Here is a 26,458-nt window from a genome sequence, read left to right as displayed (position 1 = left end):
ATTTGGACAAGGAAACGGGTACTCATGCGGGTAAATGGTTCCCTTTATGTGCTCACTCCGTTGCCCATCTACATCCGGCCTGCACCGAAAATGCGAAAGGACCAAACTTCATCCGGCCTTTACAGTAGGGATCGCCGCCGTCGAACGTCCTCTTCTTCAGGCCGGCGCCGTAGAGCCGGCGGAAATAGGCGGACAGCGCGTCGGGGTGCAGCGCCTCCTCCCAGGGGCGGGCGGCCATCAGCTCCTTCGTGATGTCGCGGCGGCGGTTGAGGTCGGACAGGCCGTTGCGCCGCTCCGTGTCGAAGACGACGACACGGCCCAACCCGTCGAGGCGGCCCTCGCGGTTGCAGCGGCCGGCGCTCTGGGCGATCGAATCGAGGCCGGCCATCGCCCGCAGCACGAGGGGGAAGTCCAGATCCACGCCGGCCTCCACCAGTTGCGTGCTCACGACGCGGCAGGAAAGCTTCGCGTCCAGATCCGCCCGGATCGCGGCCAGAACGGTGGAGCGGTGCTCGGCGCACATGGCGGCGGACAGGTGATGCACCCTCTCCACCTTGCGCTCCTTCAGCATGCGGTACAGGTCGGCGGCGTGGCCGCGCGTGTCGAGCACGCACAGCGCCTGCGGATGGTCGTCGTCGGCCAGCAGGCCGGCCAGCGCCTCCTCGTCGAGCCGGCCGGCGTGTTCGACCCGCACGCGCTCCATCGCCGTGTGCAGGGTCGGCGCGCCGGCTTCCGGCATGATCGGGCGGATGCCCTCCAGGCCGAAGGGCAGCGGCTGGTCCCTGCCCAGCGCCGGCTGGGTGGCGGTGCTGAGCAGCACGGTGCAGCCATAGTCGCGCGCCAGCGCTTCCAGCAGGACGAGGCAGGGGCGCAGATGAGGCAGGGGCAGGAGCTGCGCCTCGTCCAGCACGATGACCGAGCCGGCGACGTTGCGCAGCTTGCGGCAGCGCGAGGGACGGGCGGCGAAGAAGGATTCGAAGAACCGCACGGCGGTGGTGACCGTCACCGGGGAATCCCAGTTCTCCGACGCCAGCTTGTGCCGGTCGGGGCCGACGCCCTCCTCGTCCCCGTCCTTGAAGCCACCGGGCGGGCCGTAGGCGGAGTGATGCTCCAGCACGGCGCCGGGCAGGCCGGCGAAGGCGGCGTGGCGGAAGACCTCGGCGGTCTGCTCGATGATCGACAGGTAGGGAATCACGTAAATGACACGGCGCAGACCGTGGCGCAGCGCGTGTTCCAGCGCGAAGGAAAGCGACGACAGGGTCTTGCCGCCGCCCGTGGGCACCGCCAGCGAGAACAGGCCGGGCGGCAGCGCGGCGGCGTCGCGGCAGCGCTCCAGCACCTCCGCCCGGATCCGGTTGACATCGGAGTGCTCGGCCCCGGCCGCCTTGCCCGCCAGATGCATCCGCAAGGCGGCGGCCAGGGTGGGCAGATCGGGCTGTCCGCCGCGCAGCGCCGCCGTTTCGGGATCGCTGTAGCCCTCCGTCGCCAGGGCGTCGGCGTCGGTCAGGCAGGAGAAGATGATGCGGGTGAAGAGCGCCACGGCGAACGGGTCGGCGAAGGGCGGCAACGGCAATTCGGCCGGGAGCAGCGGCCCGACCTCGCGCAGGAAGTCGGCACGGACCGAATCGGGGATGCGGGCCTTGCGCAGGCGAACGGCGAGGCTGCCGTCCCCGCCTCCCCCGCCATCCGGCAGCCCGGCGTGGTGGCCGGCCACCGCATAGGCCAGCAGCCAGCCGGCGGCGCTCCGGTCGCCGTAGCGCTCCAAGGCGAGGACCGCGCCGACCGTGGAATGGTCGACCCTGCCCTTGCCGTCCCTCAGCAGACTTTGAAAGGCGTCCGCGTATTTGCCGGCGTCGTGCAGCAGCCCCAGCGCCCGCGCCCAGGCCCCGGCCCACCGGCTTTCCGGGAACAGGACCGACGCGAACCCTTCCGCCCTCGCGGCGACCCGGAGCAGATGCTCGCGCAACGGTTCCCAGGGAGCGCCGGGGATTTTCGGTGTGTGGGCGTACCAATCCATCGCATCACCCCCTCGTTGATGCCAGGGATGAAGGGGCAATCGGGTCGCCGCAATACGCAAGGACGGGTTTGGTTTCAAGACCGCGCCACCGGATACGGAGCGCCGGATACGGAGCGCCAGGGGCCGCCGCGCGGGATCAGCGCTCCCGCGCGGCCCGCGCTCCGTCCCGGTCCACGGCGGTCGCCGGACTTGCGGGTGGCGCCGCGTGGCGGGCGGCCAGCAGGGGGCCGGTGGGGTCGAAGATCGCCCGGTCGAAGAACAGGTCCGGTCCCATCGGGATCGGCGCGGTCGCCTCCTCCAGCAGCCAGGGGCCCGCGTGGGCGCCTTCCAGCTTGAGGTCGATCAGCGGCACGGCGCCGCCGAGGTCGCGCTGGGCCTGCCGGTGAAGCTCGGCGTCATAAACCCCGGCGGCCAGCGCGTGGAGGTCGGCCGAGGCGTCGAGCTGCCCCCAGCGCACCATCTGCGCGAGCAGCCACAAGGCGTGGGAGCGCCAGGGAAAGGTCGCGGCGTAACGGTGGAAGACGTGGAAGTCGGGCATCGCCACAGGCGCCTCGCCCGGCCCGGAAACGAAGGCGCCGGTCAGCGACCGCTCCACCACCGCCCGAGGCACGCCGAGGTGGCGCGGCTGCGACAGGATCGCCGCCGCCTCCACCCGGTTGGCCGGCTCGTCGAGCCAGGCCTGCGCCTCGATCAGCGCGCGGACCAGCGCGCGGTGGCTGTTCGGGTGGGCGTCCGCCCAGGAGGCCAGCACGCCCAGCACCTTTTCCGGCCCGTTGTTCCAGAATTCGCAGCCGGCGATCAGCACCCGCCCGACGCCCTCGGAGACGGCGAGGCTGTTCCACGGCTCGCCGACGCAGAAGCCGACGATGTCGCCGGCCTTCAGGCTCGCCACCATGCGCGGCGGCGGCACGGTGACGATGCGGACGTCGCGGTCGGGGTCGATGCCGGCCGAGGCCAGCCAGTAGCGCAGTTGATAGGCGTGGTTGGCGACCGAGAAGACCACGCCGAAGGCCGGCGGCGGCAGGCCGGCGGCGCGGTTGGCCTCGATCACCCGCTTCAGCGCGCGGGCGGTCAGCGGGCGTTCCGCCATCGCCTGGGGATCGGCGGCGGCCATGCCGGCGTGCAGTTCGGTCGAGACGGTGATGGCGTTGCCGTTCAGCCCCAGCGCGTGGGCGGCGCGGGTCGGCGTCGGAAAGCTGCCGACCCCGGCCGTCATCGCCAGGATCAGGCCGGTCAGCATGTGGGCGCCGTCGAGCAGCCCGACCATCAGCTTGTCGCGGATGTTCGACCAGGACGGCTCGCGCGACAGCGTCACCTCCAGCCCCTGGCGGGCGAAGAACCCCTTCTCGACCCCGATGACCAGCGGCGCGCAATCGGTCAGCGGCACGAAGCCGAGCGTCAGCGCGGTCTTCTCCAGGGCTTCGCCGCCGGGTGGCGGAGCGGCGCGGCGGGCCGGGGAAGAGGACGGGGACGGGGTGGGCATGCAGTTTCCCCTTTTTCGGGCATAGGGAGGCGTCCAGGCGGCGGACAGTCCCGCCGCCTCGGCTCGGACGCCCTCATCCGAAAAGCCGGGCCATCGTCGGCGCGGCACCGGACGCACCCGCCGAAGCAGGCATCATGCCAACGGGCGGAGGGCTGGGTCTCGGCGGGTTCGGCACCATCCCGCAACGGTTCGTCCACGCGCGCCGCTCCCACGCGCCGCACAATCGGCCGGTGGCGGCTGCCGAAATTTTGGGCTCTCGCCCGGTCGGCCGCTCAATCCTCCAGCGGGACGGCGTCGTCCAGCGCCTTGCGCAGGATCAGCGAGGGCCCATCCTCGGAAAAACCACGGTTGCCGATGGCGGTGCGGTAATAGCTGACGATGAAGACCCGGATCGACGCGGTCAGGTTGCCTTCCTGGCGGCGCTGGTCGATCTGCGTGCAGATCTCGTTCAGCCCCAGCCGCTCACGCTCGCAGATTTCCTTCAGTGAATCCCAGATGTACGGCTCCATGCGCAGGCTGGTGCGCCGACCATTCACCTTCACGTTCCGACAGACCAGGACCGGCCCTTCCTTGCCCCCGCCAGTGCCCGCCATGTGACGTCCTGATCCCCGTCCGTTGCGAATCCGCCAACCCCTCGGTGGCGGCCATACATCCACTTGTATGAGAATATTGCAAGAAGCGTGTGCCCTCCAAGTCAATTTCGACCAGTGGTCGCGAGACCTCGCGACAAATGGGCGCATTCGGGAAAGCCGGACGGCCGTGTGCCGGCGGCGTGCGGACAAAACCCGCTTCCTTTCCCGGACGCTTCGCTATACCAGTGCCCGCATGGGTCGAACGGGGTTTCCGGCGGAATCCGGAGGGGGAAAGGGAGCGGCGATGAGGCGACCGGCGACAGTGCGATTCGCGGCGGCGCTGGCGACGGGCATCGCGGCGGCCACCCCGGTCGGCACCGCCACCGCGTCGGAACCCTTTCCCGAGGAGGCGGTCCGCGCGGAGATCGCCCGCCATGTGCCCGCCCCCTGGCACATCGACTCGCTGACGGTGGAGCCGGCCGAGCTTCCGGGAACGACCTCCGGCAAGGGTTCGGACCAGCGCGCCGCCGCGCGGATCGCGGCGCGGGTGACGCTGACCACCCCGACCTACGTCGTCGACAGCCGCGACGGGCCGGTCACCTTCCTGCGCCCGGCCGCCGACAGCGGGCTGGAGAAGGTGCTGACCGCCACCGCGCGCGCCACCCGCAACGCCGCCGGGGCCTGGACGCTGAAGGTGGAGCCGCAGAACGCCGACGTGCTCGACGGCATCGGAAGGCCGGCCACCGAGCTTCCCGGCCGCACCGTGGTGGTCGGCAGCGAGGAGGCCCGCACCCTGCGCGAGCAGCTCGACCGCGACGCCCGGCAGCGCCTGACCGACGAGGCCGCGCGGCTCAAGCGCGAGGAGGAGCTGCTGGCCCGGCAGAACGCCGCCAACGCGGTGGAGAGCGAGCGCGCCGACCGGGAGCGCCGCGCCGTCGAGGCGCGCGTCTCCCAGATCACCGAGCTGCGCGGCAAGCTGCTGGGCCAGGACCGGCCGGCCAAGATCGCCGCCTACGAGGCGGCGCTCGGCGGCAACGACCCGGCGCTGCGGCAACTGGCGGTCGAGGCGGCGTTGCAGAGCCGGGACCCGGTGCTGGCCAATCTGGCGCTGAAGGACTGGATCGCCCGGCGCCGCGCCGTGCCGGTGCAGCTCTTCGCCACCAAGGAGGATCCCAGCTCCGAGACGGTGGTGCAGAATCTGGGGCCGATGACGCTGGAGGTCGAGGGCTTCAGCCCGATCAACGGCGCCGTCGCCGGACGCCTGGGCGCCCCCGGCTACAGCATCGCCAAGCCCTCCAGCATCATCGGGGCGCTGGCCCAGACGGAGCTGACGCTGAACTCCTACGGCTGCGCGCTGAGCGTGCGCCTGACCGAGCACCGGACGCTGGACGGGCTGCTGCGCTGCCAGACCCTGCCGACGCTGATCGCCCGGATCACCCTCGACTGATGGCGGGGCGGCGCGACAGCGGGGCGCCGTCGGGCGCGGCGGGCACCGGAAGCGCGGCGGGCACCGCTGGCGCGCGGGCGCGCCTCGCACGGGTGGCGCTGCTCGCCCTGCTGGCGCTGCCGGCCACCGGGGCCGCCGCGCAGCCGCCGGAGGAGCGCTTCACCCCCTCCCCCTCCCCGACCGTGGCGATGCCGCGCCTGACGCCGTCGGACAGCGCCCAGACCACCGGCCTGACTCCCGGCGCCGCGTTGCAGCCGGCCCCGGTGCCGGCCCCGCCCCTGTCGCCGATCCAGGTGCCGGGGCCGCCGCCCGCCGCGCTCCGCACTTCCGCATCGCCCGCCGCGCCGGGCCCCGCCAAGCCGGCACGTCCCACCCCGCTTCCAGCCCAGCCACCCACGACCGCCGCGACGCCGGCCGAACCGCCGGCCCCGCCCGCGCCCTCGCCGCCCCCGCCGCCCCCGCCCGTGCCGGACAGGCCGCCCGCCGCGGTTTCCGTCACGCGGCGCGCCGTCGTCGCCACCGCCGCCGTCAAGCTGCGCGCCGCCCCCAGGTCCGACGCGCGGGCGCTCGACCAGTTCGAGCGCGGCGACCGGCTGGAAGCGCTCGGCCCGGCGGTGAACGGCTGGGTTCCGGTCGGCCGCAACGGCCGGTCGCTCGGCTACGTCGCCGCCGACTATCTGGCGGACGCCACCAAACCCACGGAAGCCAAGCCCGCCCTCGGCCGCTACGCCAAGGCGTCGCGCGAGGACAAGGGTTGCGCGCTGCCCGACGACATCCCGACGGCCAGGCGCCGGGCGCCGTTGCCCGCCGGCAGCGTCGCCCGCGTGCTGGCCGACGCCAACCTTCGGGTGGCGCCGGCCTGCGACGCCAGGGTCGAGGACGTGCTGGAGAGCGGCGAGCGCGTCACCGTGCTGGAGGCCGCCGGATCCTGGTACCGGGTCGGGCGCAAGGGGCGCACGCTCGGCTATGTCGGCGCGGCGCTGCTCGGCGCGGCGAAAAGCCGCTGAGGCCACGCGACAGACGCGCGCCGATGGCGTAGAAAAGGCGACCCGCTCGCCGTTCCGGGGAAGGCTCGCCATGATCCTGCGCGTTCTCGCCGCTTTCGCGCTTCTCCTGTGGGCCGTGGTTCCGGCGCGCGCCGAAGAGCTGACCCAGACGGAGCTGCGGATTCCCGCGACCTACGGGGCTGGGGAAGCGCTGACGCTGGAAGGGCTGCTGATCCGCCCGGCCGGCCCCGGCCCCTTCCCCATCGCCATCATGACCCACGGTTCGCCGCGCGACGCGGCGGAACGGGCGAAGATGACGCCGCTGCGGCTGGCGCCCCAGGCGCGGGAGTTCGCCCGGCGGGGCTGGGCGACGCTGGTGGTGATGCGGCGCGGCTACGGCGGCTCGGACGGCCCCCTCGCCGAGGGCAGCGGCGCCTGCAACAACCCGGACTACCGGCAATCGGGCGAGCGCGGCGCCGACGACCTCCGGCAGGCCATCCGCTTCATGGCGCGCCAGCCCTTCGCGGACGCCTCGCGCGTCATCAGCGTCGGCGTGTCGGCCGGCGGTTTCGCCAGCCTGGCGCTGGCCGCCGCCCCGCCGCCGGGTCTGGCCGCCGCCATCAGCTTCGCCGGTGGGCGCGGGTCGCGCGCCGACGACGACGTGTGCAGCCCCGACCGGCTGGTCGAGACCTTCGGGGCCTTCGGCCGGACCTCGCGGGTGCCGACCCTCTGGATCTACGCGGAGAACGACCTGTTCTTCGGCCCGGCGCTGGCCCGCCGCCTTTTCGGGGCCTTCACCCAGGCCGGCGGCCGGGCGGAGTTCGTGCAGGCGCCGGCCAACGGCAAGGACGGGCATTTCCTGTTCTCCGCCGCCGTTCCGCTGTGGACCCCGATGGTCGACCGCTTCCTGGCCGCCCACGGGCTCACCCTCCGCCCCACCCTCATCGCGCTGCCGGTCGCGACCCTGGCGCCGCCGGCGGAGCTTTCGGAACGCAACCGCGCCGGCTTCCGCGACTACCTCGCCGCCGCCGGCAACAAGGCGTTCGCCGTGTCGCCCGACGGCGGCTATGGCTGGAAATCGGGACAGCGCGGCGAAGCCGACGCCCGCCAGGGCGCCCTGGAGAATTGCCAGAAGCACACGCGCAAGACCTGCCGGATCGCCGCCGTCAACGACACGCCCGTCCGTTAGGCCCTTCCGCGACCGACACGGAGGCCCGACAAAAAAGGCCCGCCGTTTCCGGCGGGCCTTTTCGTCGTCACGCGGTGTCCGGGCGATCAGAACGGCGAATCGTTGACCGCCTCGCCGGCCGGCGACCGGCTTTCGGCCACCAGCTTGCCGATGGCGGCGTCGAGGGAAAGAACCTCCTGGTCCTTGCCGCCCAGAACGCGGAGCGCCACCGTGCGTTCCTCCGCCTCGCGCTTGCCGACCACCAGCATCAGCGGCACCTTCTTCAGGCTGTGCTCGCGGACCTTCAGGTTGATCTTCTCGTTGCGGGTGTCCAGCTCGACCCGGACGCCCTGGCGCTTCAGCAGGGTCGCGACCTCCTGGGCGTAGCCGTCGGCCTCGCTGGTGATGGTGGTCACCACCGCCTGGACCGGGGCCAGCCACAGCGGGAACTTGCCGGCGTAATGCTCGATCAGCATGCCGATGAAGCGTTCCAGCGAGCCGAGGATCGCCCGGTGCAGCATGACCGGTCGGTGGCGGGCGCCATCCTCGCCGATGTAGCTGGCGTCGAGACGCTCCGGCAGGTTGGGGTCGTACTGCAAGGTGCCGCACTGCCAGGTGCGGCCGATGGCGTCGGTCAGGTGGAACTCGACCTTGGGGCCGTAGAAGGCGCCCTCGCCCGGCAGCTCCTCATACTCCAGGCCGGCCTCGCGCAGCGCCTGGGCCAAGGCACCCTCGGCGCGGTCCCACAGCTCGTCCGAGCCGGTGCGCACGTCGGGACGCAGCGCCAGCTTGACCGAGATCTTGTCGAAGCCGAGATCCCTGTAGACGCCGAGCTGGAGCTTGAAATACTCCGCCGACTCGCTCGCCACCTGGTCCTCGCGGCAGAAGATGTGCGCGTCGTCCTGGGTGAAGGCGCGCACCCGCATGATGCCGTGCAGCGCGCCCGACGGCTCGTTGCGGTGGCAGGCGCCGAACTCGGCCATGCGGATCGGCAGGTCGCGGTAGGAGCGCAGGCCGTGCCGGAAGATCTGGACGTGGCCGGGGCAGTTCATCGGCTTGACGCCGAGGATCTTCTCGCCGCCGTCGGCCTCGACCTTGAACATGTTGTCGCCGTACATGTCCCAGTGGCCCGACGCCTTGAACAGCGAGCTGTCGATGAGCTGCGGCGTCTTCACCTCGACGTAGCCGGCGGCCTGGAGCTTGGTGCGGATGTAGGTCTCCAGCGTCCGGTAGAGCGTCCAGCCCTTCGGGTGCCAGAAGACCGAGCCGACCGCCTCCTCCTGCACGTGGAACAGGTCGAGTTCCTTGCCGAGCTTGCGGTGGTCGCGCTTCTCGGCCTCCTCGATCTGGTGCAGGTAGGCCTTCAGCTCCTTCTCGTCGCGCCACGCCGTGCCGTAGATGCGCTGGAGCATCGGGTTGCGGCTGTCGCCGCGCCAGTAGGCGCCGGCCACCTTCATCAGCTTGAAGCCCTGGCCGACCTTGCCGGTGGTGGGCGCGTGCGGCCCGCGGCACAGATCCAGCCAGTCGCCCTGGCGGTAGATCGACACCGGCTCGCCCTGCGGGATCGCCTCGATCAGCTCGGCCTTGTAGTGCTCGCCGAGAGTCTTGAAGTAGGCGACCGCGTCGTCGCGGCTCCACACCTCGCGCACCAGCGGCACGTCGGCGGCGACGATCTCGCGCATCTTCGCCTCGATCTTCTCCAGATCGTCGGGCGTGAAGGGCTCGTCGCGCGCGAAGTCGTAATAGAAGCCGGTGGCGATCGACGGGCCGATGGTGACCTGCGTGCCGGGATACAGCTTCTGCACGGCGTCGGCCAGCACATGGGCGGCGTCGTGGCGGATGACCTCAAGCGCGTCCGGGTGGCTGCGCGTGACGATCTCGATCTTGGTGTTGGTGGTGACGGTGGTGGTGAGGTCCTTCACCTCGCCGTCGATCTTGACGGCAAGAGCATCTTTTGCAAGGCGCGGCCCGATGGAGGCGGCGATTTCCGCCCCCGTCACCGGCCGGTCGAACTCCCGCACGCTGCCATCGGGAAGCGTGATGGCGATGTTGGACGTCACCGAAGTCACCGTATCTTAAGTGTTGCGTTGCACCCGGCGGGAACCGGGAACGCGAAACTTCCAATGGGACACGGGCGGCTGTCAAGCATGGCGGCGGAATGCAAGCCTTTCGCAACCGTCGCGCAAGGGGATGCCGCCGCCCCGTCGGCCCGGCTTCACCCCGGCTTGCGGCTGGGGCGCGGCTCGCCGAACAGGTAGCCCTGGCCGAAGTCGAAGCCGGTGTCGAGAATCTCGACGAGCTGGCCTTCCGTCTCGATCTTCTCGACGATCAGGTCGATGCCCTCGTCGGCGAAGCGGCGGCGCAGTTCCGCCACCCGCGCCGCCCGCGCCGGGTCGAGCACCAGCGCGCGGTCCAGCTTGACGTAGCGGAACTCGTGGCGCAGCAGCGTCTCGACGTCGAAATCCAGGTTGCTCACCTGATCCATCGAGAAGCGGAAACCGAGGCGCGAGAGCTGCGACAGGATGCCGAGCGTCACCGCCCCGCCGGCCCGCAGGTCGGCCTGGCTCAGCTCGAACACCAGCTTGGGCACCAGCGCCTGGTTCCGCGTCATCAGCTCCAGGAAGCGGCGCATGAAATCGGTGTCGCTCAGCGTCGCCGCCGAGATGTTGGAGAAGAAGCCGATCGAGTGCTGGCGCCGCTCGGTCTCGCGGATGAGTTGGATGCAGCGGACCAGCAGCAGATTGTCGATGGTGGCGATCAGCCCCTCGCGCTCGGCGATCTCCAGATAGCGGTCGGGCATGATCTGCTGCCCGTCGCCCGCGCGCACGCGCGAGAAGACCTCGTAGAAGCGGTGCTTGCGCTGCGGCAGGCTGACGATGGGCTGGAGGTAGATGTCGATGCGGTCGGCCTCCAGCGCCTCGCGCACCGCCTCCAGCACCGAGGCGTCGTCCATCGGGCCGGCGGGAATGGGGGCGGGAGTGGAGGCGGGAGCCTGCACCGGGACGCCCGGCGGCGTCCCGGCGGCCGACCCGCGTCGCTCGACCGCCGGAGCGGCGGAGGCCGGCGGGCGGGGCGCCCGGCGTTCGGCCAGACGGGTGACCAGCGACTGGAGGAGCTTCACCTCCTGCATCACCGCGTCGTAGCCGGCCGGACCGGCGTGGGGACGGGCGCTCTCCTCGGCGACCGCGGCGCGCAGCCGGGCGACCTCCTCGGCCAACGCCTCGACGGTATCGTGCAGACGGTGGATGCGGCGCGACGCGATCCGCTCGCGCTCCAGCCGGGTGACGACGTCGTGGACCAGCGCGCCGGCCAGCACCACCGCCCCGCCCGCCAGCCAGCCGAGCAGCGGGTCGGCGTCCGGCCGCATCTCCGGCAGCACGGCGGCGACGGCGCCGCCGGCCACCAGATAGGCCAGCGCGTAGACGATGTGCGTCAGGGCGGACATGCGAGAACCGACATGGGCGTTCCGGGCTTTCCACGACCTTGCGGGCAAGGGGGCGCGCGACCGAGGATCGGCGGCCCCGCTTGACGATCCGTTAATTTTACGCGGGAGCAATGGCCCACCCTGCGGACCACCGCTCGTGCGCCCGTCAGCGGTGGTCCGCCCCGACCGCGTCGGCCACGGTGGCGAAACCGTCGCGGCGCAGCAGAGCCGCCAGCTCATCGCGGATGCGGTGGACCAGCGCCGGCCCGCCATAGACCATCGCCGAGTAGAACTGCACCAGCGAGGCTCCGGCCCGGATCTTGGCGTAGGCATCGGCGCCGGACGCGATGCCGCCGGCCCCGACCAGCGGAAGCTTGCCGCCGGTCAGCCCGTACATCTCCTTCAGCACCGCCGTCGACGGCCCGAACAGCGGGCGCCCCGACAGGCCGCCGGCCTCGGCGCGCAGCGGCTGCGGGATGTCGTCCGGCCGCGCGATGGTGGTGTTCGACACGATCAGCCCGTCGATGCCGCTCTCCAGCGCGACGGCGGCGATGTCGCTCTTGTCCTCGGCCGTCAGGTCAGGGGCGATCTTCAGCAGCAGCGGCGGGTCGCGGGTGAGCTTGCAGGCCGCCCGCGCGTCGAGCGCCCGGCCGAGCAGTTCCCGCAGCGGCTCGCGCCCCTGCAACGCCCGCAGGCCCGGCGTGTTGGGCGAGGAGACGTTGACCACGAGATAGTCGGCCAGCGGCGCCAGCCGGCGCACGCCGATCACGTAATCGTCGGCGGCGTCCGCCGTGTCCTTGTTCTTGCCGAGGTTGGCGCCGACCGGACCGGACGCCCGGCGCGGGTCGTCGCGGCGGCGCTCCAGCCGCGCGGCGAAGGCCTCCAGCCCCTCGTTGTTGAAACCCATGCGGTTGATGACGGCGCCCTGTCCGGCCAAGCGGAACAGGCGCGGGCGCGGGTTGCCCGGCTGCGGGCGCGGCGTGACGCTGCCCGCCTCGGCGAAGCCGAAGCCGAGCCGCAGCATGGCGTCCACCACCTCGGCGTTCTTGTCGAAACCGGCGGCGAGCCCGACCGGGTTGGCGAACTCCAGCCCCCAGACGCGGGTGCGCAGAACCGGCTCGTCGCGGCCGCGCACCGCCGGCACGAGGCCCGACTTCAGCGCCTTGATGGTCAGCCCATGCGCGGTCTCCGGGTCGAAGCGGTGCAGCAGCGGGCCGGCGATGGGGAACAGGTCGATCACGGCGCGAGATCCTCGATGGCGAAGGGGAAACCCGGCGGGAAGACATGGAGCCCGCCGGGGCCGAGCGGCAGCGGGTCGGCGCGCAGCACGGCCGTCACCGGCAGGGCGGCGTGGAGATGGGGGAAGAGCTGGCCGCCGCGCGACGGCTCCCATTTCAGGGCGTCCCCCAGCCGGCCGGCGTCCACCGTCAGCAGCACCAGACCGTCCTGGCCGGCGCGGTGCCTGGCGGCGCTTTCCCGGATCTGGGCGGCCGTCGAGAAATGGATGAAGCCGTCCTTCGCATCCTGCGACGAACCGGGATGGGAGCCGGCCGCGCGGGCGGCGTCCCACTCGTCCGCGCGGCACATGTGATGGATGATTCGGTCGTTCATGGTGCGCGGACACTAGCCGAAGCGCGCGCCACCGGCCAGCGCTTCGCCGAATGCGACTCCCCGATTGCAACGAAACGGGGCGCGTGCTTTGCATTTTGCAAAGGTGAAACGAAATTAGCTGGCATTTTGCGGTTATTTTCGTTTTTCCCCGCCGCGAAAAAGGGGCGAAAGGCCACCCATCCCACCCGCAATCGCGGGAAATCGCGGAATCGCCGCCCCTCCGCCCGTTGGCATTGCTTTTGCTGTGATGGGTTCAACGCAACGGAGGACCCGCCATGAACGCGATTTCCATGAGCACGCTGAAGAACGACCAGCCGCTGGATGGCGCGCTCAACGCGTCCGTCACCGCGATGGGCGCGCTGTGCGAGCCCGGCCACACCGTCGTGCCGCTGAAGCCGAGCGCCACCATGCTGGCGTCGGGCGCGCGGGCCGGCGGCGTGTCGGTCGAGGTCGCCTGGAAGATCTACCAGGCGATGATCCATCACGCCGATTGAGCGGCGGCGCGGCCGAAAGGTCAGCGGCGCCCTCCCTCCATGAAGGGGGAGGCGGATTCCAGCTTGTTCTCGATGCGCAGCAGATGGTCGGTCAGACGCTGCTCGACATCCTTCAGGGTCGCGAAGGACACGTAGGTCTTGGCGACCTCCAGCTTGTAGGCGGCGAGGCTCTCGCGCACCTGCGCCTGCGCCGATTCGGCGCGGGCCCGCAGAGTCTCCAGGGCGGATTCGGCGTCCCGGCGCAGCCGGGCGATCAGCCAGAACAGCCCGCCCATCACCGGCAGTTCCACCGCGGTGATCCACCAGGCGAGATCCAGGTTTTCGTGCATCGGGGTCTCCAGGGTTGAGGCAGCGGACGCGCGTCGGCGTCCGGGAAAAACACCGGCTTTCAGAACTCCCAATCGGACGGCGCCACCACGGCACCGCCGCCGCCCCGCCAGTCGGCGCGGCGTTCGGGCGCCGCCGTGGCGCGGTCGAAGCGGTGCGGCTCGGCCGACAGGCAGCCGGCGACCGCGTCCAGCCCGTCGTCGGGGCCGGTGTAGCGGCCGTCCGGGCGCCACTCGCGCATCTCGCGGATCAGCGGCGTGTCCCAGACCAGCCGGTGGGCCGACAGCCGCCGGTCGGCCAGCAGCGCGTCGAAGGCCTCGCGGATCCGCGTCGCCTTGGCGGTGCGGCTCGACTGTTCGATCACCGTGGCGGCCAGCCTCTCCTTGCGCAGCCGCTCGCGCAGAAGGCCGGGCAGGAAACGGCCGATGCCGTTGATCTCGACATGGATCGCCGGCAGATGGTGGTCGGCGAGGAAGCGCGCGACCTGCCCGCACTGCTGGTCGGCCTCGGTCCCGCCGGCACCGGGGTCGACGCGCAGATAGAGCACCCGGTGCAGGTAGAAGCGCCCGTCCTCGCCGCCGAACAGCGCGGCGACCACGCTGCCGTCGCCGGGCGGCGCGCCCTCCGCCCTGGGCCGGGCGAAGGCCGGATCCCACCAGCAGCTCGCCGACGCCATCCGCACCCCGTCCAGGGTCAGGACGGCGCGGCCCAGCGCCTCGCGGTACTCCAGCTCGGCGTCGTAGCGGCCGAGCCGTTCGACGTCGAGGAAGCCGTCGGCGGTGTTGACCGGGCGCAGCAGCATCTGGCTGGTGAACTTGTTCGGGCCGGTGGTCTTGCGGATGCGGTTGACGTGGGCCTCGCCGAACCGCTCCTTCCAGGCGTAGCGCCGCCGGCCGCCGGGCTCCTCCGTGTAGACCGGCAGCAGCAGCCGGGCGAAGCCGTCGAGGAAGGGCTGGGTCTCCCCGGCCTCCGGCCGCGCCTCGTCGGCGTAGATGGTGTAGTAGCTGTGCGGCGTGCCGACATAGAGCTGCGCGCCGCCCGGCACCAGCACATACTCCAGCTCCGACAGGCGGTTGCGCAGGTCGGCCCGCTTGTTGGCGCTGTCGGAGTTGCGCGGCACCTCGACGTCGTCGCAGATCACCACGTCGGCGCGGCTGCCGGTGATGTTGCCGCCGATGCCGGCGGCGGCCATCGACGGGTCGCGCAGCTCCATCGGGCGCACCACCGTGAACTGGTCGGCGGCCCATTGGTCGCGGTCCTTGGCCGGCGGCTTCAGGTGGCGGGTGGCGGGGTGGCGCTCCAGCACCCGCTTGACGTTGCGCACCATCTTCTTGGCCAGCTTCAGGTCGGCGGCGAGCACCAGCAGCCGCCGGTTGGGATCGCGGTGGAGCAGCCACGCGGCGAACAGCCCGACCAGCGTCGACTTGCCCGAGCCGCGGAAGGCCATCAGCAGCATGCGGCGGTTGCCGCCGCCGCTCTCGCGTTCGAGCCAGCCGGCCATCTCGCGGTGATGGGCGGGGGTCTTCAGGTCGGACAGGCTGTTCCAGTCATGGACGAACTCGGCGAAGGCTTTGTCGGCGACCGGCTCCTCCATCACGGGTTCCGCCCCAGGATGTGCCAGCCGGCGCCGTTCGACATCGCGGTCACCGCATGGCCCTGGCCGGTCAGCGCGATCGCCTCGCTGTCGGGACCGCCGACGCCCTGCGCGGTGACGGTGACGCGGTGGCCGCCGGTGTCCGACTTCTTGACGGTCACCGTGCGGCCGACCGCGTGCGGCGCGCCGGGGGCCGGCAGGCGGACCTCGACGGCGCCGCTCCAGGCGCTGACCAGATAGAGCGACTGGTTGAGGTCCGGCTCGAACAGGGGGGTGCCCTCGTGGAAGCCGACATTCTCGCGATGGCGGTTGCCGGCGACGATCCACCAGTTCGCCCCGTTCGACACCAGCGTCACGAAGTCGTAGCGGTTGCCGAGCGCCAAGCTCCGCCCGTCCGGCCCCGGCCCGCCGCTCTCGGTGATGGTGAGGATGTTGGCGGAGGCGTCGGTCTTCTTGATCGTCACCGAATGCCCGTTGGCCGCGCCGGCGTGGGGAAGCCGTGCCTCCACCGGCCCGCCATAGGCGCTGACCAGACAGACCGAGCTGGTCAGGTCCAGCTCGACCAGCCCGCCCCGCTCCGGCTCGATGTAGTCGGTGTCGTAGCGCAGCGCCTCGACGGTCAGCTGCGTCACCCGGCTGTGCTGCAGGCGGTTCTTCTCCGGATAGCCGGCGTTCAGCGCGGTGTAGCGCCCGCCCGAGCGGTCGAGGATCGCCGGCCCGGCCGAGGCGGAGAACAGGTTGAGGATCGCCGTCTCCACCGACCCGGCGTCGAGCTGGATGTTGGGCACGCCGCCCAGCGATTCGCCGTAGAAGTTCAGGATCAGCGTCTTGTCGGTGACCGGGCCGACGCGGAAGCAGGCCTCGGCCATCGTCGACAGGTTGGCCTCGCAATCGACGAAGGCGTTGTTGTAGCGCCCCTCCTCGACGAAGAAGCCGCAGCCGGTGATCGGCGCCGACAGCGAATAGACCCGGACGTTCTGGAAGCGGTTGGCGTTGGGCGTGTCGCCCGCCCCCGTCCGCGTCAGCCAGACGCCGTGCAGCGACGGCCGCGCCACCAGCACGCGCGACACGCTGTTCCAGTAGCAGGGAAGGTTCGGGTCGTTGTAGCCGTCGAGGACCAGCCCGACCTGCGGATCCCACAGGGTCAGGTCGGCCAGCGTGTTCTGCACGCAGGCGCCGTCGCGCCCGAACAGCCGCACCCCGGCCTTGCCCTTCTCCAGCCGCAGGCCGGACAGGGTGGCGTAGCCGTCCGGGATGTGGATCAGGTCGAAGGCGTTCGACGCCCCCTCGATGACCGAGCTCTGCCCGGCCCCGCTCAGCGTCCGGCCATGGGCGAGCGTCAGCGTGTTGGTGATCCGGTAGGTGCCGGGCGGCACCGTCACCGCCTTGGCCGATGTCAGCGCCGCCTGGATCGCCACGGTGTCGTCCACCATGCCGTCGCCGACCGCGCCGAAATCCTTGACCGACACGGCGTCCGACAGCTTGTCGCGCACCGGACGGCTGACGGCGCCCGCCCCCGGCGGCACGTAGGTGGACAGCGCCTCCTCGTCGACCGGCGGGCGGACGGTCGGGTTGCCGGCGCTGTCGAAGCACAGCAGCTTGCCCTGGCGGGCGTCGCGCCCCGGCAGCAGCGGCGAGGCCGGCAGGTCGGTGTCGGCGTAGCGCAGCATCAGATCCTGGTCGCCGGCCACCTGCTGGAGCGAGGCGGTCAGCCGGTCGAACTCGCCGTTCAGGGCGGAGGCCGGCAGCGGTCCGCTGTCGAGGAAGTCGCTGGTCCGCTCGATCGGCAGCCGGCGGCGCAGCAGCACCGCCAGACCGGCCTCGGGCGCCGCCGCGAAGGTGACGGATCCGCCCGCCGTGCTCCCGGCCCCCGCCACCGCGTAGCCGGTGCTCTGCAAGGCGGCGCCGAGGAACACCTGGAGGTCGGCGGCGGCGAAGATCGGGAACGGGTAGGTGAAGACCCGCTGCGCCCCGTCGGCGACATACTGCACGCGCGGCACGCCGCGCGGGATGTGAAGGGAACTGCTCATCGGTGGCTCCGCGTTGCCGGCGCCGTCAAGGCGGTCTGGTTTTCCTCTCCCGCCCCGGGGAGAGGGCATCAGAAGAACTTGCTCATGAACTCCAGCTTCTGCCGGTCGGCGAGCTGCGCCTGCTCCAGCAGGTTGCGCCGCTTCACCGCGTCGAGGTTCTGCTGGATCGCCTGCTGCTTGAGCTGGTCGACGGCCTGGGCGTCCTTGCGCTCGCCGTCGGTCTCCTTGGTCAGGCCCAGCAGGATCGCCTCGCCCGAGCCGTCGCCGGCCTTGACGCCGCGCGCGCCCAGACTGGCCCGCGACTTGGCGACCGACTGGCGCAGCGCCTCGACCCGCCGCTTCTCCGCCGCGTCGGCCGCCGCCGTGAGCTGCGCGAGCTGCGTCCGGGCGTCCGTCTCCTGCGTCTGATAGGCGGCGTCCTGGCTCGCCCGCAGCTGCGCCAGGGTCTGCTCCTGGCTGGCGCGGTAGGCGTCCATCTCGCGGGCGCGGGCCTGCTCGGCGGCGATGCGGGCGGCCTCGTCCTTCTGGCGCTGAAGCTCCTGCTCCTGCTGGCGCAGCAGATCCTGGCGCGCCCACTCGCGGGCCTCGGCCTCGGCCGCGATCTGCGCCTGCTGCTGGCGCGCCGCCTCGGCCGCCGCCGCGGCGCGCTGGGCCGCGCCGGCCTCCTCCTGGTACTTGCGGTCGAGCGCCGCCTGCGCGGCGGCGGCGGCGGCGGCGTCCTGCTGGCGCCTGTACTCCAGCGCCACGGCCTCCTGCTGCTTCTGGTACTCCAGCGCCGCGGCCTCCTGCTGGGCCTTCAGGGCGTCCTGCTGGCGCTTGTACTCCAGTTCGGCGGCGGCCTGGGCTGCCGCCTGCTGCTGCGCCGCCGCGCTGTCGGAGCCCGTCTGGGCACTGCGCACGGTGCTGACGACCGACCCCGCCAGCGGCAGGGCCGTCGTCACCAGGGGCGTGATTCCACCCATCAGTCGTTCACCTTCATGTCCATGGTCACGGAAAGCAGCGTGAAGGGCAGCGGCGCGTCCTGCTCGATGCGCCACAGCGGCACGTCGATGTCGCGCCGCCAGCCGAGCGCCCGCAGCCGCCGGTCGCCCGACACGCGCGGCGGCACCCCGTCCGCCGGTCGCGGCCCCAGCCGGTGCAGCGGCAGATCCTGGAGCCCGCGCCCGAGATCGACGCGCAGCGCCGCCGTCTCCTCCAGCCGGAAGGTCACGGCGACCAGCCGCACCAGATCGGCGCCGGCCGCCTGGCCGATCAGGTTGGCAGGCAGCGGCACGATGCGGTGGCTGTAGGGCAGCCCGGCCTCGACGCGGCGGGCCGGCGGCGACAGGACGATGCGGCCGGCCTGCACGATGGCGGCCGGCCGCACCACCCCGTCGGCGAGCACGGCGAGGGGGCGCCCCTCCAGATGGTCGAAGCCCGTCCACACGGCGGCCGCCTCGTCCCGCTCGCCGACCACCGCCGAATCCAGGTTCAGCGCGTCGTCGAAACGCTCGATGCACCAGATCCCGGCGCGGTCGACCAGCAGGCAGACCTCGTCGCCGACCACCGCGACCGAGCGCACCGCCCCGTCGGTCTCCAGCCGGGTCCAGGCGGTGACGTCCTCGGTGCGGTAGACGGTCAGGGTGCAGAGCGAGCCGTCCTCCATCGCCACGAACAGCAGGCGGCGTGTCTGGTCGTAATCCTGGTCGCGCGGGTTCACCACCAGATGGCGGGCGAGCAGCGCCAGATCGTTGGCCTGATAGGCGGCCTCGGTGTCGGTGTAGAGGAACTCGCGGATTTCCCGCCGGTTGCGCGGCACGAACAGCGTGGCGCCGTCGACGTCGCGCGGCGGGATGTTGCGGTCGACCGGCGAGCCGATGCGGGTCTGGCGGTTGACCTGGATGTTCTGCGGCGTCAGCGGGTCGCCCGTCACCGTGTATTCGGCGCCCGAGGTGAAGACCTGGAGATGCCGGCCGGAGAACACCGCGCGCACGGCGTTGACCTGATCGGACAGGATGCCGAACTCGATGGCCTCGTCGTCGAGCCCGGTGCCGAGGTCGAAGTTCCAGAGGTCGGCGGAGCGCGACAGCCACAGCCGGTTGGGCAGGTCGCGCGAGCCGCCGATGACCAGCCGGTCCTGGTGGAAGGCCGCCGACACCGGCCAGCCGCGCACCGGCGAGAAGGCCTGCTCCTCCCAGTCGGTGGTCGCCGCCGTGTCGGCCAGAGCCTCCATCGCCGTGGCATTCACCTGCGTGGCGGAGACGACACCGGTGATCCGCAGCTGCTTGTCCTTGATGCGGATGCGGGTGCCGTCATGGCGCTGGTCGAACACCGGGGCGGACGCGGTGACGGTCACGGCGCCGCCGGTGCCCGACGGCGTGAGCGTCACCGCCGGATCGCCGAAGCGGTAGAAGGGCAGCCGCACCAGCCCGTCCTGCACGGCGTAGGCCCATTCCGACAGCGCCCAGGCGCCGCCGGCGCCGCGCGTCAGGGCGCGCGGCGGCACGTCCGGGTGGCAGACCAGCAGCGTGTCGGCGCTCTGCGTCCAGGTGATCTGGAGAAGCTGCGCCGCGCTCCAGGGCGCCGCCACGCTGGCGAGCAGCGACCCGCCCCGGTGGATGTCGATCATGCCGTCGGAGAAGGCCAGCAGATAGGTCTGCTCGGTGTTGAACTCGAAGGCGACCAGCCGCCCGTCGCCGCGCGCCAGCCCGGCGAAGGCGAGGCCGGAGCGCCGCGTCACCCCGCCGGTCGGGTCGATGAACAGGTTGCGCAGCGCCAGCGCCCCGTTGTCGTAGGCCCGGAGGTCGCCGCGCCCGAGCAGGCGGCGCGAGATCTCGCCGGCCGTGAAGTTGGTCTTGACCTGTTGCAGGCGTCCCATCACGCCCTCGCGTCGATCAGGGTGAAGTCCTCGAAGCCCGGCTGGTTGTCCTGCTGGGCGTCGATCTGGCGGGCGCGGCGGAACTCGGCCTCGGCCAGCGAGGCGAGCAGTTCGGCCCGGCTGCTGCTTTCGGTCAGCGGGATGCAGAACTCGGCGGCCAGCCGGGCGATCAGCGCCTGGTCGAAGAAGGCGGGAAACTCCTCCTCCGCCGGGCGGCCGATGTAGGTCAGGGTGACGCGGTCGGAGTCGCAATGCAGCGTCCGCCCGGCGATGCGATAGCCGACGCCGCGCCCCCGCCCGCCGCCGCCGGCCCCCAGCGCCCGCAGGAAATCGGCGGGCAGCTGGAAGCTGTTGGCGTAGTCGGCGACCGGCTCCGCCGCGAGGCGCGGCAGCGTCGCCTGCACGGTGGCGAAGCTCCAGGCGTTGGCCGACAGCAGGGCGTCGCGCGTCGGGGCGTAGAGCGCCGCGGCGACCTCCGCCTCGGCCGAGCCGTCGTCGAAGGTGGCGATGGCCGTCGCGCCGATCTTGATGAGCGCGCGGCCGCACAGACCGATGGCGGTGAGGGCCATGGCGGGATCTCCGGGGATGTGGGGGATGCCCTCCGACGGGAGGGGAAGTCAGACGAACTCGGCCTGCGCCCAGGTGCCGCCCGACGCCAGCAGCGTGAAGGCGACGCTGGAGGTCTGGTCGAGATGCACGTCGAACCAGTCGCCCGCCGACACCGGCAGCCAGGGCGTGACCGCGTTGGGCGGGACGTTCCAGTCGCCGCCGTTGCCATGGCCGCGCATGACCGTGCGGCCCGGATAGTCGGGGCTGCCGTTGCGGCGGATGGTCAGCGTGCGGTGGCTGTTCATCGCCGGATCGACCTCCAGCTGCACCGACAGCCGGACGAAGCGCGCCCAGCCGGGGGTGACGACCCGAGTCGGCGTCGCCGGCACGAAGCAGCCGTCGCTGTCCCACACCACCGTGCTCCAGATCACCCGGCCGCCGACGCCGGGGCCGAACAGCTGCGGCTCGGCCAGCGTCAGCAGGCAGCCGCGCAGCGGTCCCGCCGCGCCGAAGCGGTCGAGCTTGGCCTTGTCGGCGGCGCTCATGAAACCGGCGGCCTCGGCGGTCGCCACCGCGTGGGCCGCACCGCCCGTCCCGGCATGGGCCAGCGGCACCGCGTCGAGGATGCCGAAACCGGCCAGCGTGCGCGGCGTGTTGCGGATCTCCGCCCATTCCACGAAGCCGCTGTCGAAGGTCGGCGAGGCCAGCGAGACCAGCGCGACGTTGCCGTTGGCGTCGAAGGCCAGCGCCTTGCCGGCGCGCTCCGGGCTGCTCGGCAGCCGCGCCGACAGCGACGGGCTGTCGCCCTCGGGAAAGCGCACCGACCGGCTGGCGGCGTCCTGTGCCTGCTGGGCCAGCAGCGCCAGCCGGTCGAAGGCCTGGTCGGCCGTCACGCCCGGATAGCCATGGTCGCCCGCCGGCATGGTTCGGGCGACGACCACGGTCCAGCCCGCCGGCGGCGGGGCCGGAAAGACGATGGTGCCGCCGCCCGGCGCGCCCACCCCGGTGACGGTGTAGTGGGTGTTGAGGACCTGGGCCACCTCCGCCCCGGTCACCGCCGAGCGCAGCGTCACCGTCAGGTGGGCGGCGTCGAGGATGCGGAAGCCGTAGGCGAAGGCGGCCCGCGCCCCGTCGGCGGCGTGGCTGTCCCGGCATCCGCTGGTGAGCACGCTCATGGGCCGGCTCCTCAGTCGCTGTTGGCGGCGCCGAACGGGGTCAGGTTGGTGACGTCCACCACCCCCGCCGCGTTGGTGGCGACGACCAGCACGCCGCCCGACGGGCCGCCGCCGGCCGCGCAGTTGGCCAGCACCATGTCGCCGACCCGCAGCAGGTCGGCGGCGCCGTTGAAATAGCCGGTGGTGTCGACATCGGCCGCGAGGTCGGCCGTGGTGTAGTGCCAGAGCGTGAAGCCGTTGGCGTAGGCGAGCACGCTCAAATCCTTGGACGCGTAGGCCATGGATGAAGTCTCCGGATGAAGGGGGTCGGGTCCTGTCGGGGGCGCTCCCGGCCGCGGTCCGGGCCGGAGGGATGGAACGGCCCGTACCGTCCGGGCCGGAAGCGCCCCGCCGTCGGTCACGCCGCGGAACGGCGCCGGACGAGAAGCCGCGGACGGCTCAGCTCTCCAGGCAGCGCAGCGTGACGACCCCGGTCGCGTCGATGAGCGCGGCGCCCTGGCTCATCATGTTGTTGACGAAATGGGCGGCGCGGTCGCCGTGCCAGCTGATGTCGGTCTTCACGTCGGCGCCCGCCGCGTGGCCGACCGCCGTCTTGTGGTACCAGTGGCACAGGCGCACGTTGCCGGTCGCCTTCAGGCCGGAATGCGGGATCCACAGGGTGCCGAGCCAGCGCTTGGCCTGGGTGCCGCGCCAGGGCAGCTCGTCCGGCCCGACATAGTCGGTGCTGGCGAACTCCTCGATGCCGAGAAGCTGGCTCCACTGCTTCCAGCCGACCACCGCGAAGCGCTGGCCGTCGTCGGGCACGTCCGAGGTGCCCAGCATCTCGAAGGCTTCCAGCACCTTGGCCTTGGTCAGCCCGTCGGTGTCGCCGCCGGCGTAGTTGACCGACGTGTTCAGCTCGGCCAGCAGCAGCTCGTCGGTCTTGCGGCCCAGCGCGTAGGCGCCGGCGTTGGCGATGATCTGGCGTTCGTCGATGTTGGTCTTCAGCTCGTCGAGCCGGTCGACCCAGTCGCCGGCGTAGAAATCGTAGAGCGGGCATTCGACCGGCGTGTGGTCCAGGTTCATCACCGGGACGGCGCCGTGGCGCGACTTGGTGGAGGCGACGCCCTTGCCGACCTTCTGGAAGACGGTGGAGGCGCCCTGCACGTTGCCCTTGGTGCGCACGGTGTTGCGCAGCTTGGAGCCCATGCGCTGGTAGGCGTCGTGGACCTCGCGCTCGAACTGCTTGACGAACGCCTCGGCGATCGTGGTGGACATGGGAGGATGTTCCTTTCGCGTTCCTGCGGATCCCGTCCGGGGAAAGGTCGTTCCGCCACCCGGTTGTCGGCGGCGCGCACGGGCGCGGGGCGCAGGCGCGCTGCGGGGCCGGCCGCGGGCGGAACGCGAAAAAGAAAAGGGCTGGCCGGGCCTTTCGGTTGTCCGGCCAGCCCTTTCCAGGACAGGCGTTGGGGAGTTTGGAAGCGTCGCGGCGACCGGCCCGGAGGGGGGCGGACCCGTCGCCTTGACAGGAACTGTTTTAGGACATCATTCCCGAACGATCAAGGACTATCTTCATATTTCGACCCATCCGGCCGTCAGTGCCGGACCGGACCCGCGACCCAGTGGCTGACGATGGTCTCGGCCTGGACCGGCGAGATTTCCGGATGGTGGTAGCGGTAGACGGTGACCGCCGCCTCCAGCGCGTAGCGTTCCGGCTGGCCGCAGCGGCACAGGCCGCTGTAGCAGCGCTGGACGGCGTCGCGGCAGGCCGGCGCGTCGGATGGCGGCGTCTCGTCGCCGAGGTAACGGGGATCGGTCATTGACGCTCATCCTCCTCGTCCAGGGGCACGCCGTAGATTTCCAGCCGGTGTCCGACGATCTTGTAGCCCAGCTCGCGGGCGATGCGCTCCTTCATCGCCTCCAGCTCCGGGCTGGCGAACTCGATGATGCGGCCGGTCCGGGTGTCGATCAGGTGGTGGTGGTGGTCGGCCGACGCCTCCTCGTAGCGGGCGCGCCCGTCGCCGAGGTCGACGCGCTCGATCACCTGCGCGTCCTCCAGCAGCCGCATGGTCCGGTAGACCGTGGCGATGGAAATGCGCGGGTCGATCCGCACGGCGCGGCGATGGACCTCCTCCACGTCGGGATGGTCGTCGGCCTCCGACAGAACCTGCGAGATGACCCGGCGCTGCCCGGTCATCTTCAACCCCTTCTCCAGACACAACGCTTCCAGCCGTGACGTCATCGGAACGATACCTTGGTCTTTGAGCTCGTAGCCCCCATCATACTGAAAACCGTTCGCGATCCCAGCGCGGTGTTATCGCGGCGCGAAGTCGCGGGACCGGCACAGCGAAACCGACACGGCGAAACCAAGCATGGAGGATTCACGATCATGACGCGCAGGCTCACCCCCGCGGCCCTCGCTGCCCTCGCCGCCCTGGCGGCCCTGGCGGCCCTGCCCGCCGCCGCCCAGCAGCCGGCCGCGCCCGCGGCGGCACCCGCCGCCGCCGCCCCGGCCCCGGCGCCCGCCGCGCAGGCCGCCATCGCCGATCCGCAGGGCAAGCCGCTCGGCACCGTGACCTTCACCAAATTTCCGCACGGAATCGTCGTCCATGGAATGCTCGAAGGGCTGACTCCGGGCTGGCACGGCATCCACATCCATGAGAACGGCGCCTGCACCCCCAATTTCGCGGCGGCGGGTGGCCATTTCGGCGCGGCGGGCTCCAAGCACGGGCTCGAAGCCGAGAAGATCCATTTCGGCGAGCTGCCCAACATCTGGGCCAACGAGGCCGGCAAGGCCGGGTTCGAGGCGATCACCCACATGGTCACGCTGTCCGACGGCGCCGACGGGCTGTTCAAGCCGGGCGGCACCGCCTTCGTCGTCCACGCCAAGCCCGACGATTATCTGAGCCAGCCCGCCGGCAACTCCGGCGACCGCATCGGCTGCGGCGTCATCGGCAAAAACTGAGGCTTTGAAGGGGTGCGGCAAATCGGCGCGGCGCCCCGGCGGCGCCCGGACGCCGCCGCCGCACCCCTGCCATACCCCGCCCATCGCCGAGTTTTCTTGCCAAATCAAGCCACCCGCCCTATGTGTGCGGGGTTGGACGGCACCATGGCCGCGCAGAGCTTGCGCGTTCCCGCCGCCGACGGCTCCGCGCCATCCCGCCGCGGAGCGCGCAAGCCCGGCCGCTCCCCCATGGCGCGGCCCCCATTTCGGTGACCAGGACCATCCGTTCCATGACTGAATTTTCCGGCCTCGGCCTGATCGAGCCTCTTCAGCGCGCCGTCGCGGAGGAGGGTTACTCCACGGCCACGCCGATCCAGGCCGGCGCCATTCCCGTTCTGTTGCAGGGACGCGACGTGCTCGGCCTCGCCCAGACCGGCACCGGCAAGACCGCCGCCTTCACCCTGCCGATCCTCCAGCGTCTGTTCGAGAGCAAGAAGCGCGTCGCCGCCAAGTCGCCGCGCACCCTGATCCTGACCCCGACGCGCGAACTGGCGCTCCAGATCGGCGACAGCTTCACCACCTACGGCCGCCACCTGCCGATCCGCCGCACGGTGATCCACGGCGGCGTCGGCCAGAGCCCGCAGATCGCGGCGCTCGCCCGCGGCGTCGAGGTGCTGATCGCCACGCCGGGCCGCCTGCTCGACCTGATGGCGCAGAATCACTGCAAGCTCGACGCGGTCGAGGTCTTCGTCCTCGACGAGGCCGACCGGATGCTCGACATGGGCTTCATCCGCGACGTCCGCAAGGTGGTCGCGGTTCTGCCCAAGCAGCGCCAGACCCTGCTCTTCTCGGCGACCATGCCCGACGCGGTGACGGAGCTGGCCAACAGCATCCTGACCGACGCCCAGCGCATCGAGGTCACGCCGCAATCGACGACGGTGGAGCGCATCAACCAGCGCGTCCTGTTCGTCGACCGCGCCGACAAGCGCCGGCTTCTGGCCGATCTGCTGCTCGACAGCACGGTGGAGCGGACCATCGTCTTCGCCCGCACCAAGCACGGCGCCGACCGCGTCGCCGAGCATCTGAAGAAGGCCGGCATCGCCGCCGACGCGATCCACGGCGACAAGTCGCAGTCGGCCCGCGTCCGCGCGCTGGAATCCTTCCGCAGCGGCGACCTGCGGGCGCTGGTGGCGACCGACATCGCGGCGCGCGGCATCGACGTCGACGGCATCAGCCACGTCATCAACTTCGACCTGCCGAACGAGCCGGAAAGCTACGTCCACCGCATCGGCCGCACCGCCCGCGCCGGCACCAACGGCAGCGCGGTGTCCTTCTGCGACCATGAAGAGGTCGGCTATCTGAAGGACATCGAGAAGACGATCCGCCAGCCGATCCCGGCCGACCACGACCATCCCTACCACGCGGTCGAGGTGGCGCAGATCCACGCCTCCTCCAAGCCGCCGCCCCGCCCGAAGGCTCCCGGCAGCAACCGCAACCAGGGCGGCGGGCGCAACCAGCAGCAGGCCGCCAAGCCGGTTCAGGCACAGGCGAAGCCCGCCCAGGCCAAGCCGGCCCAGCCGAAGCCCGCCCAGTCCCGGCCCCCGCAGGGCGGCAAGCCGGCCGCCCATCCGCAGGCCAGCAAGACGCCGAAGCCCGGCGCCCAGCAGAACCGCCACGACCGCCGCCCGCAGCCGCACGCCGCGGCAACCCGGCCGGCCGGCGGCGAGGCCCCGCTGAAGAAGAAGACCAGCGCCGCCTGACGGCCCCAACTCCGTCATCCTTCGTCATGCCCGTGCTTGGC

24 protein-coding genes are annotated in these 26,458 nt (G+C 71.7%); 6 read left to right on the top strand and 18 right to left on the bottom strand.

What is annotated here, in order from left to right:
• Nucleotides 1–52: 52 nt before the first annotated feature.
• The 3 genes from J2847_RS30705 to J2847_RS30695 form a co-directional block, all read right to left on the bottom strand.
• Entirely contained in the window at nucleotides 53–2,017 is a 1,965-nt protein-coding gene (locus tag J2847_RS30705) for a CRISPR-associated endonuclease Cas3'' (protein ID WP_209782523.1), read from the bottom strand.
• Nucleotides 2,018–2,153: 136 nt separating this feature from the next.
• Nucleotides 2,154–3,500: a CmpA/NrtA family ABC transporter substrate-binding protein gene (locus tag J2847_RS30700; RefSeq protein ID WP_209782522.1), complete on the bottom strand. Its 1,347-nt coding sequence runs from the start codon at nucleotides 3,498–3,500 to the stop codon at nucleotides 2,154–2,156.
• A 272-nt stretch (nucleotides 3,501–3,772) separates the two neighbouring features.
• On the bottom strand, nucleotides 3,773–4,093 hold the full coding sequence (locus tag J2847_RS30695; protein WP_085555885.1) for a ribbon-helix-helix domain-containing protein: 321 nt from the start codon (nucleotides 4,091–4,093) through the stop codon (nucleotides 3,773–3,775).
• 283 nt (nucleotides 4,094–4,376) lie between these two features.
• Here J2847_RS30695 and J2847_RS30690 point away from each other — a divergent pair, with 283 nt between their 5' ends.
• The 3 genes from J2847_RS30690 to J2847_RS30680 all read left to right on the top strand — a co-directional run bounded on the left by J2847_RS30690 (nucleotide 4,377) and on the right by J2847_RS30680 (nucleotide 7,694).
• Nucleotides 4,377–5,519 (top strand): hypothetical protein, encoded by a 1,143-nt coding sequence (locus J2847_RS30690; RefSeq protein WP_209782521.1) that lies wholly within the window; start codon nucleotides 4,377–4,379, stop codon nucleotides 5,517–5,519.
• Nucleotides 5,519–6,526: an SH3 domain-containing protein gene (locus J2847_RS30685; RefSeq protein WP_209782520.1), complete on the top strand. Its 1,008-nt coding sequence runs from the start codon at nucleotides 5,519–5,521 to the stop codon at nucleotides 6,524–6,526. Before J2847_RS30690 ends, J2847_RS30685 begins: the two co-directional genes overlap by 1 nt.
• Nucleotides 6,527–6,596: 70 nt before the next feature.
• A complete protein-coding gene (locus J2847_RS30680; RefSeq protein ID WP_209782519.1) occupies nucleotides 6,597–7,694 on the top strand; it encodes a CocE/NonD family hydrolase in 1,098 nt (365 codons plus the stop codon).
• Between the two features lie 86 nt (nucleotides 7,695–7,780).
• On the opposite strand, the gene thrS is transcribed toward J2847_RS30680, so the two are convergent.
• The 4 genes from thrS to J2847_RS30660 form a co-directional block, all read right to left on the bottom strand.
• Nucleotides 7,781–9,733 carry a threonine--tRNA ligase gene (gene thrS / locus J2847_RS30675; protein ID WP_209782518.1) on the bottom strand — a complete coding sequence of 651 codons (1,953 nt, stop codon included), beginning with the start codon at nucleotides 9,731–9,733 and terminating at the stop codon, nucleotides 7,781–7,783.
• Nucleotides 9,734–9,888: 155 nt separating this feature from the next.
• On the bottom strand, nucleotides 9,889–11,118 hold the full coding sequence (locus J2847_RS30670) for an EAL domain-containing protein (protein ID WP_209782517.1): 1,230 nt from the start codon (nucleotides 11,116–11,118) through the stop codon (nucleotides 9,889–9,891).
• 145 nt (nucleotides 11,119–11,263) lie between these two features.
• The gene (locus J2847_RS30665; RefSeq protein WP_209782516.1) at nucleotides 11,264–12,337 is read right to left on the bottom strand and encodes a quinone-dependent dihydroorotate dehydrogenase; all 1,074 of its coding nucleotides are present in this window, start codon (nucleotides 12,335–12,337) and stop codon (nucleotides 11,264–11,266) included.
• Nucleotides 12,334–12,708 carry a DUF952 domain-containing protein gene (locus tag J2847_RS30660; protein WP_209782515.1) on the bottom strand — a complete coding sequence of 125 codons (375 nt, stop codon included), beginning with the start codon at nucleotides 12,706–12,708 and terminating at the stop codon, nucleotides 12,334–12,336. The genes J2847_RS30665 and J2847_RS30660 overlap by 4 nt, the downstream gene beginning before the upstream one ends.
• 275 nt (nucleotides 12,709–12,983) lie before the next feature.
• On the opposite strand from J2847_RS30660, the gene J2847_RS30655 reads away from it, so the two are divergent.
• The gene (locus J2847_RS30655; RefSeq protein WP_085555877.1) at nucleotides 12,984–13,202 is read left to right on the top strand and encodes a hypothetical protein; all 219 of its coding nucleotides are present in this window, start codon (nucleotides 12,984–12,986) and stop codon (nucleotides 13,200–13,202) included.
• 20 nt (nucleotides 13,203–13,222) lie between these two features.
• Here the strand turns inward: J2847_RS30655 and J2847_RS30650 are convergent, their stop codons facing one another.
• The 11 genes from J2847_RS30650 to J2847_RS30600 all read right to left on the bottom strand — a co-directional run bounded on the left by J2847_RS30650 (nucleotide 13,223) and on the right by J2847_RS30600 (nucleotide 23,955).
• Entirely contained in the window at nucleotides 13,223–13,531 is a 309-nt protein-coding gene (locus J2847_RS30650; RefSeq protein WP_085555876.1) for a hypothetical protein, read from the bottom strand.
• Between the two features lie 59 nt (nucleotides 13,532–13,590).
• On the bottom strand, nucleotides 13,591–15,123 hold the full coding sequence (terL, locus tag J2847_RS30645) for a phage terminase large subunit (protein WP_209782514.1): 1,533 nt from the start codon (nucleotides 15,121–15,123) through the stop codon (nucleotides 13,591–13,593).
• Nucleotides 15,123–17,153 (bottom strand): glycosyl hydrolase family 28-related protein, encoded by a 2,031-nt coding sequence (locus tag J2847_RS30640; RefSeq protein ID WP_209782513.1) that lies wholly within the window; start codon nucleotides 17,151–17,153, stop codon nucleotides 15,123–15,125. Before J2847_RS30640 ends, terL begins: the two co-directional genes overlap by 1 nt.
• A gap of 68 nt (nucleotides 17,154–17,221) precedes the next feature.
• Nucleotides 17,222–18,115 carry a hypothetical protein gene (locus J2847_RS30635; protein WP_209782512.1) on the bottom strand — a complete coding sequence of 298 codons (894 nt, stop codon included), beginning with the start codon at nucleotides 18,113–18,115 and terminating at the stop codon, nucleotides 17,222–17,224.
• Entirely contained in the window at nucleotides 18,115–20,010 is a 1,896-nt protein-coding gene (locus J2847_RS30630) for a phage tail protein (protein WP_209782511.1), read from the bottom strand. The genes J2847_RS30635 and J2847_RS30630 overlap by 1 nt, the downstream gene beginning before the upstream one ends.
• Nucleotides 20,010–20,579 carry a hypothetical protein gene (locus J2847_RS30625; RefSeq protein WP_085555871.1) on the bottom strand — a complete coding sequence of 190 codons (570 nt, stop codon included), beginning with the start codon at nucleotides 20,577–20,579 and terminating at the stop codon, nucleotides 20,010–20,012. The genes J2847_RS30630 and J2847_RS30625 overlap by 1 nt, the downstream gene beginning before the upstream one ends.
• 48 nt (nucleotides 20,580–20,627) lie before the next feature.
• Entirely contained in the window at nucleotides 20,628–21,734 is a 1,107-nt protein-coding gene (locus J2847_RS30620) for a hypothetical protein (RefSeq protein ID WP_209782510.1), read from the bottom strand.
• 11 nt (nucleotides 21,735–21,745) lie between these two features.
• Nucleotides 21,746–22,015 (bottom strand): hypothetical protein, encoded by a 270-nt coding sequence (locus tag J2847_RS30615; protein WP_085555869.1) that lies wholly within the window; start codon nucleotides 22,013–22,015, stop codon nucleotides 21,746–21,748.
• Nucleotides 22,016–22,172: 157 nt separating this feature from the next.
• Nucleotides 22,173–22,991 carry a phage capsid protein gene (locus tag J2847_RS30610; RefSeq protein ID WP_209782509.1) on the bottom strand — a complete coding sequence of 273 codons (819 nt, stop codon included), beginning with the start codon at nucleotides 22,989–22,991 and terminating at the stop codon, nucleotides 22,173–22,175.
• Between the two features lie 317 nt (nucleotides 22,992–23,308).
• Complete coding sequence (locus J2847_RS30605; RefSeq protein ID WP_209782508.1) at nucleotides 23,309–23,533, bottom strand: hypothetical protein; 225 nt, start codon at nucleotides 23,531–23,533, stop codon at nucleotides 23,309–23,311.
• Nucleotides 23,530–23,955, bottom strand: a complete 426-nt coding sequence (locus tag J2847_RS30600) for a Fur family transcriptional regulator (RefSeq protein WP_085555866.1) — start codon at nucleotides 23,953–23,955, stop codon at nucleotides 23,530–23,532. The genes J2847_RS30605 and J2847_RS30600 overlap by 4 nt, the downstream gene beginning before the upstream one ends.
• 147 nt (nucleotides 23,956–24,102) lie before the next feature.
• Between J2847_RS30600 and J2847_RS30595 the strand changes: the two genes are divergently transcribed.
• Both J2847_RS30595 and J2847_RS30590 read left to right on the top strand, forming a co-directional pair.
• On the top strand, nucleotides 24,103–24,678 hold the full coding sequence (locus J2847_RS30595) for a superoxide dismutase family protein (RefSeq protein ID WP_209782507.1): 576 nt from the start codon (nucleotides 24,103–24,105) through the stop codon (nucleotides 24,676–24,678).
• A gap of 269 nt (nucleotides 24,679–24,947) precedes the next feature.
• Complete coding sequence (locus tag J2847_RS30590) at nucleotides 24,948–26,417, top strand: DEAD/DEAH box helicase (protein ID WP_209782506.1); 1,470 nt, start codon at nucleotides 24,948–24,950, stop codon at nucleotides 26,415–26,417.
• Nucleotides 26,418–26,458 lie beyond the last annotated feature (41 nt).

Source organism: Azospirillum agricola (genome assembly GCF_017876095.1).
GTDB lineage: Bacteria > Pseudomonadota > Alphaproteobacteria > Azospirillales > Azospirillaceae > Azospirillum > Azospirillum agricola.
This window is presented reverse-complemented; position numbering and strand designations above follow the sequence as displayed.

Coding starts and splice junctions, on each gene's coding strand:
- J2847_RS30705 (WP_209782523.1), bottom strand. CDS start 2,017: ATGGATTGGTACGCCCACACACCGAAAATCCCCGGCGCTCCCTGGGAA.
- J2847_RS30700 (WP_209782522.1), bottom strand. CDS start 3,500: ATGCCCACCCCGTCCCCGTCCTCTTCCCCGGCCCGCCGCGCCGCTCCG.
- J2847_RS30695 (WP_085555885.1), bottom strand. CDS start 4,093: ATGGCGGGCACTGGCGGGGGCAAGGAAGGGCCGGTCCTGGTCTGTCGG.
- J2847_RS30690 (WP_209782521.1), top strand. CDS start 4,377: ATGAGGCGACCGGCGACAGTGCGATTCGCGGCGGCGCTGGCGACGGGC.
- J2847_RS30685 (WP_209782520.1), top strand. CDS start 5,519: ATGGCGGGGCGGCGCGACAGCGGGGCGCCGTCGGGCGCGGCGGGCACC.
- J2847_RS30680 (WP_209782519.1), top strand. CDS start 6,597: ATGATCCTGCGCGTTCTCGCCGCTTTCGCGCTTCTCCTGTGGGCCGTG.
- J2847_RS30670 (WP_209782517.1), bottom strand. CDS start 11,118: ATGTCCGCCCTGACGCACATCGTCTACGCGCTGGCCTATCTGGTGGCC.
- J2847_RS30660 (WP_209782515.1), bottom strand. CDS start 12,708: ATGAACGACCGAATCATCCATCACATGTGCCGCGCGGACGAGTGGGAC.
- J2847_RS30655 (WP_085555877.1), top strand. CDS start 12,984: ATGAACGCGATTTCCATGAGCACGCTGAAGAACGACCAGCCGCTGGAT.
- J2847_RS30650 (WP_085555876.1), bottom strand. CDS start 13,531: ATGCACGAAAACCTGGATCTCGCCTGGTGGATCACCGCGGTGGAACTG.
- terL (WP_209782514.1), bottom strand. CDS start 15,123: ATGGAGGAGCCGGTCGCCGACAAAGCCTTCGCCGAGTTCGTCCATGAC.
- J2847_RS30640 (WP_209782513.1), bottom strand. CDS start 17,153: ATGAGCAGTTCCCTTCACATCCCGCGCGGCGTGCCGCGCGTGCAGTAT.
- J2847_RS30635 (WP_209782512.1), bottom strand. CDS start 18,115: ATGGGTGGAATCACGCCCCTGGTGACGACGGCCCTGCCGCTGGCGGGG.
- J2847_RS30630 (WP_209782511.1), bottom strand. CDS start 20,010: ATGGGACGCCTGCAACAGGTCAAGACCAACTTCACGGCCGGCGAGATC.
- J2847_RS30625 (WP_085555871.1), bottom strand. CDS start 20,579: ATGGCCCTCACCGCCATCGGTCTGTGCGGCCGCGCGCTCATCAAGATC.
- J2847_RS30620 (WP_209782510.1), bottom strand. CDS start 21,734: ATGAGCGTGCTCACCAGCGGATGCCGGGACAGCCACGCCGCCGACGGG.
- J2847_RS30615 (WP_085555869.1), bottom strand. CDS start 22,015: ATGGCCTACGCGTCCAAGGATTTGAGCGTGCTCGCCTACGCCAACGGC.
- J2847_RS30610 (WP_209782509.1), bottom strand. CDS start 22,991: ATGTCCACCACGATCGCCGAGGCGTTCGTCAAGCAGTTCGAGCGCGAG.
- J2847_RS30605 (WP_209782508.1), bottom strand. CDS start 23,533: ATGACCGATCCCCGTTACCTCGGCGACGAGACGCCGCCATCCGACGCG.
- J2847_RS30600 (WP_085555866.1), bottom strand. CDS start 23,955: ATGACGTCACGGCTGGAAGCGTTGTGTCTGGAGAAGGGGTTGAAGATG.
- J2847_RS30595 (WP_209782507.1), top strand. CDS start 24,103: ATGACGCGCAGGCTCACCCCCGCGGCCCTCGCTGCCCTCGCCGCCCTG.
- J2847_RS30590 (WP_209782506.1), top strand. CDS start 24,948: ATGACTGAATTTTCCGGCCTCGGCCTGATCGAGCCTCTTCAGCGCGCC.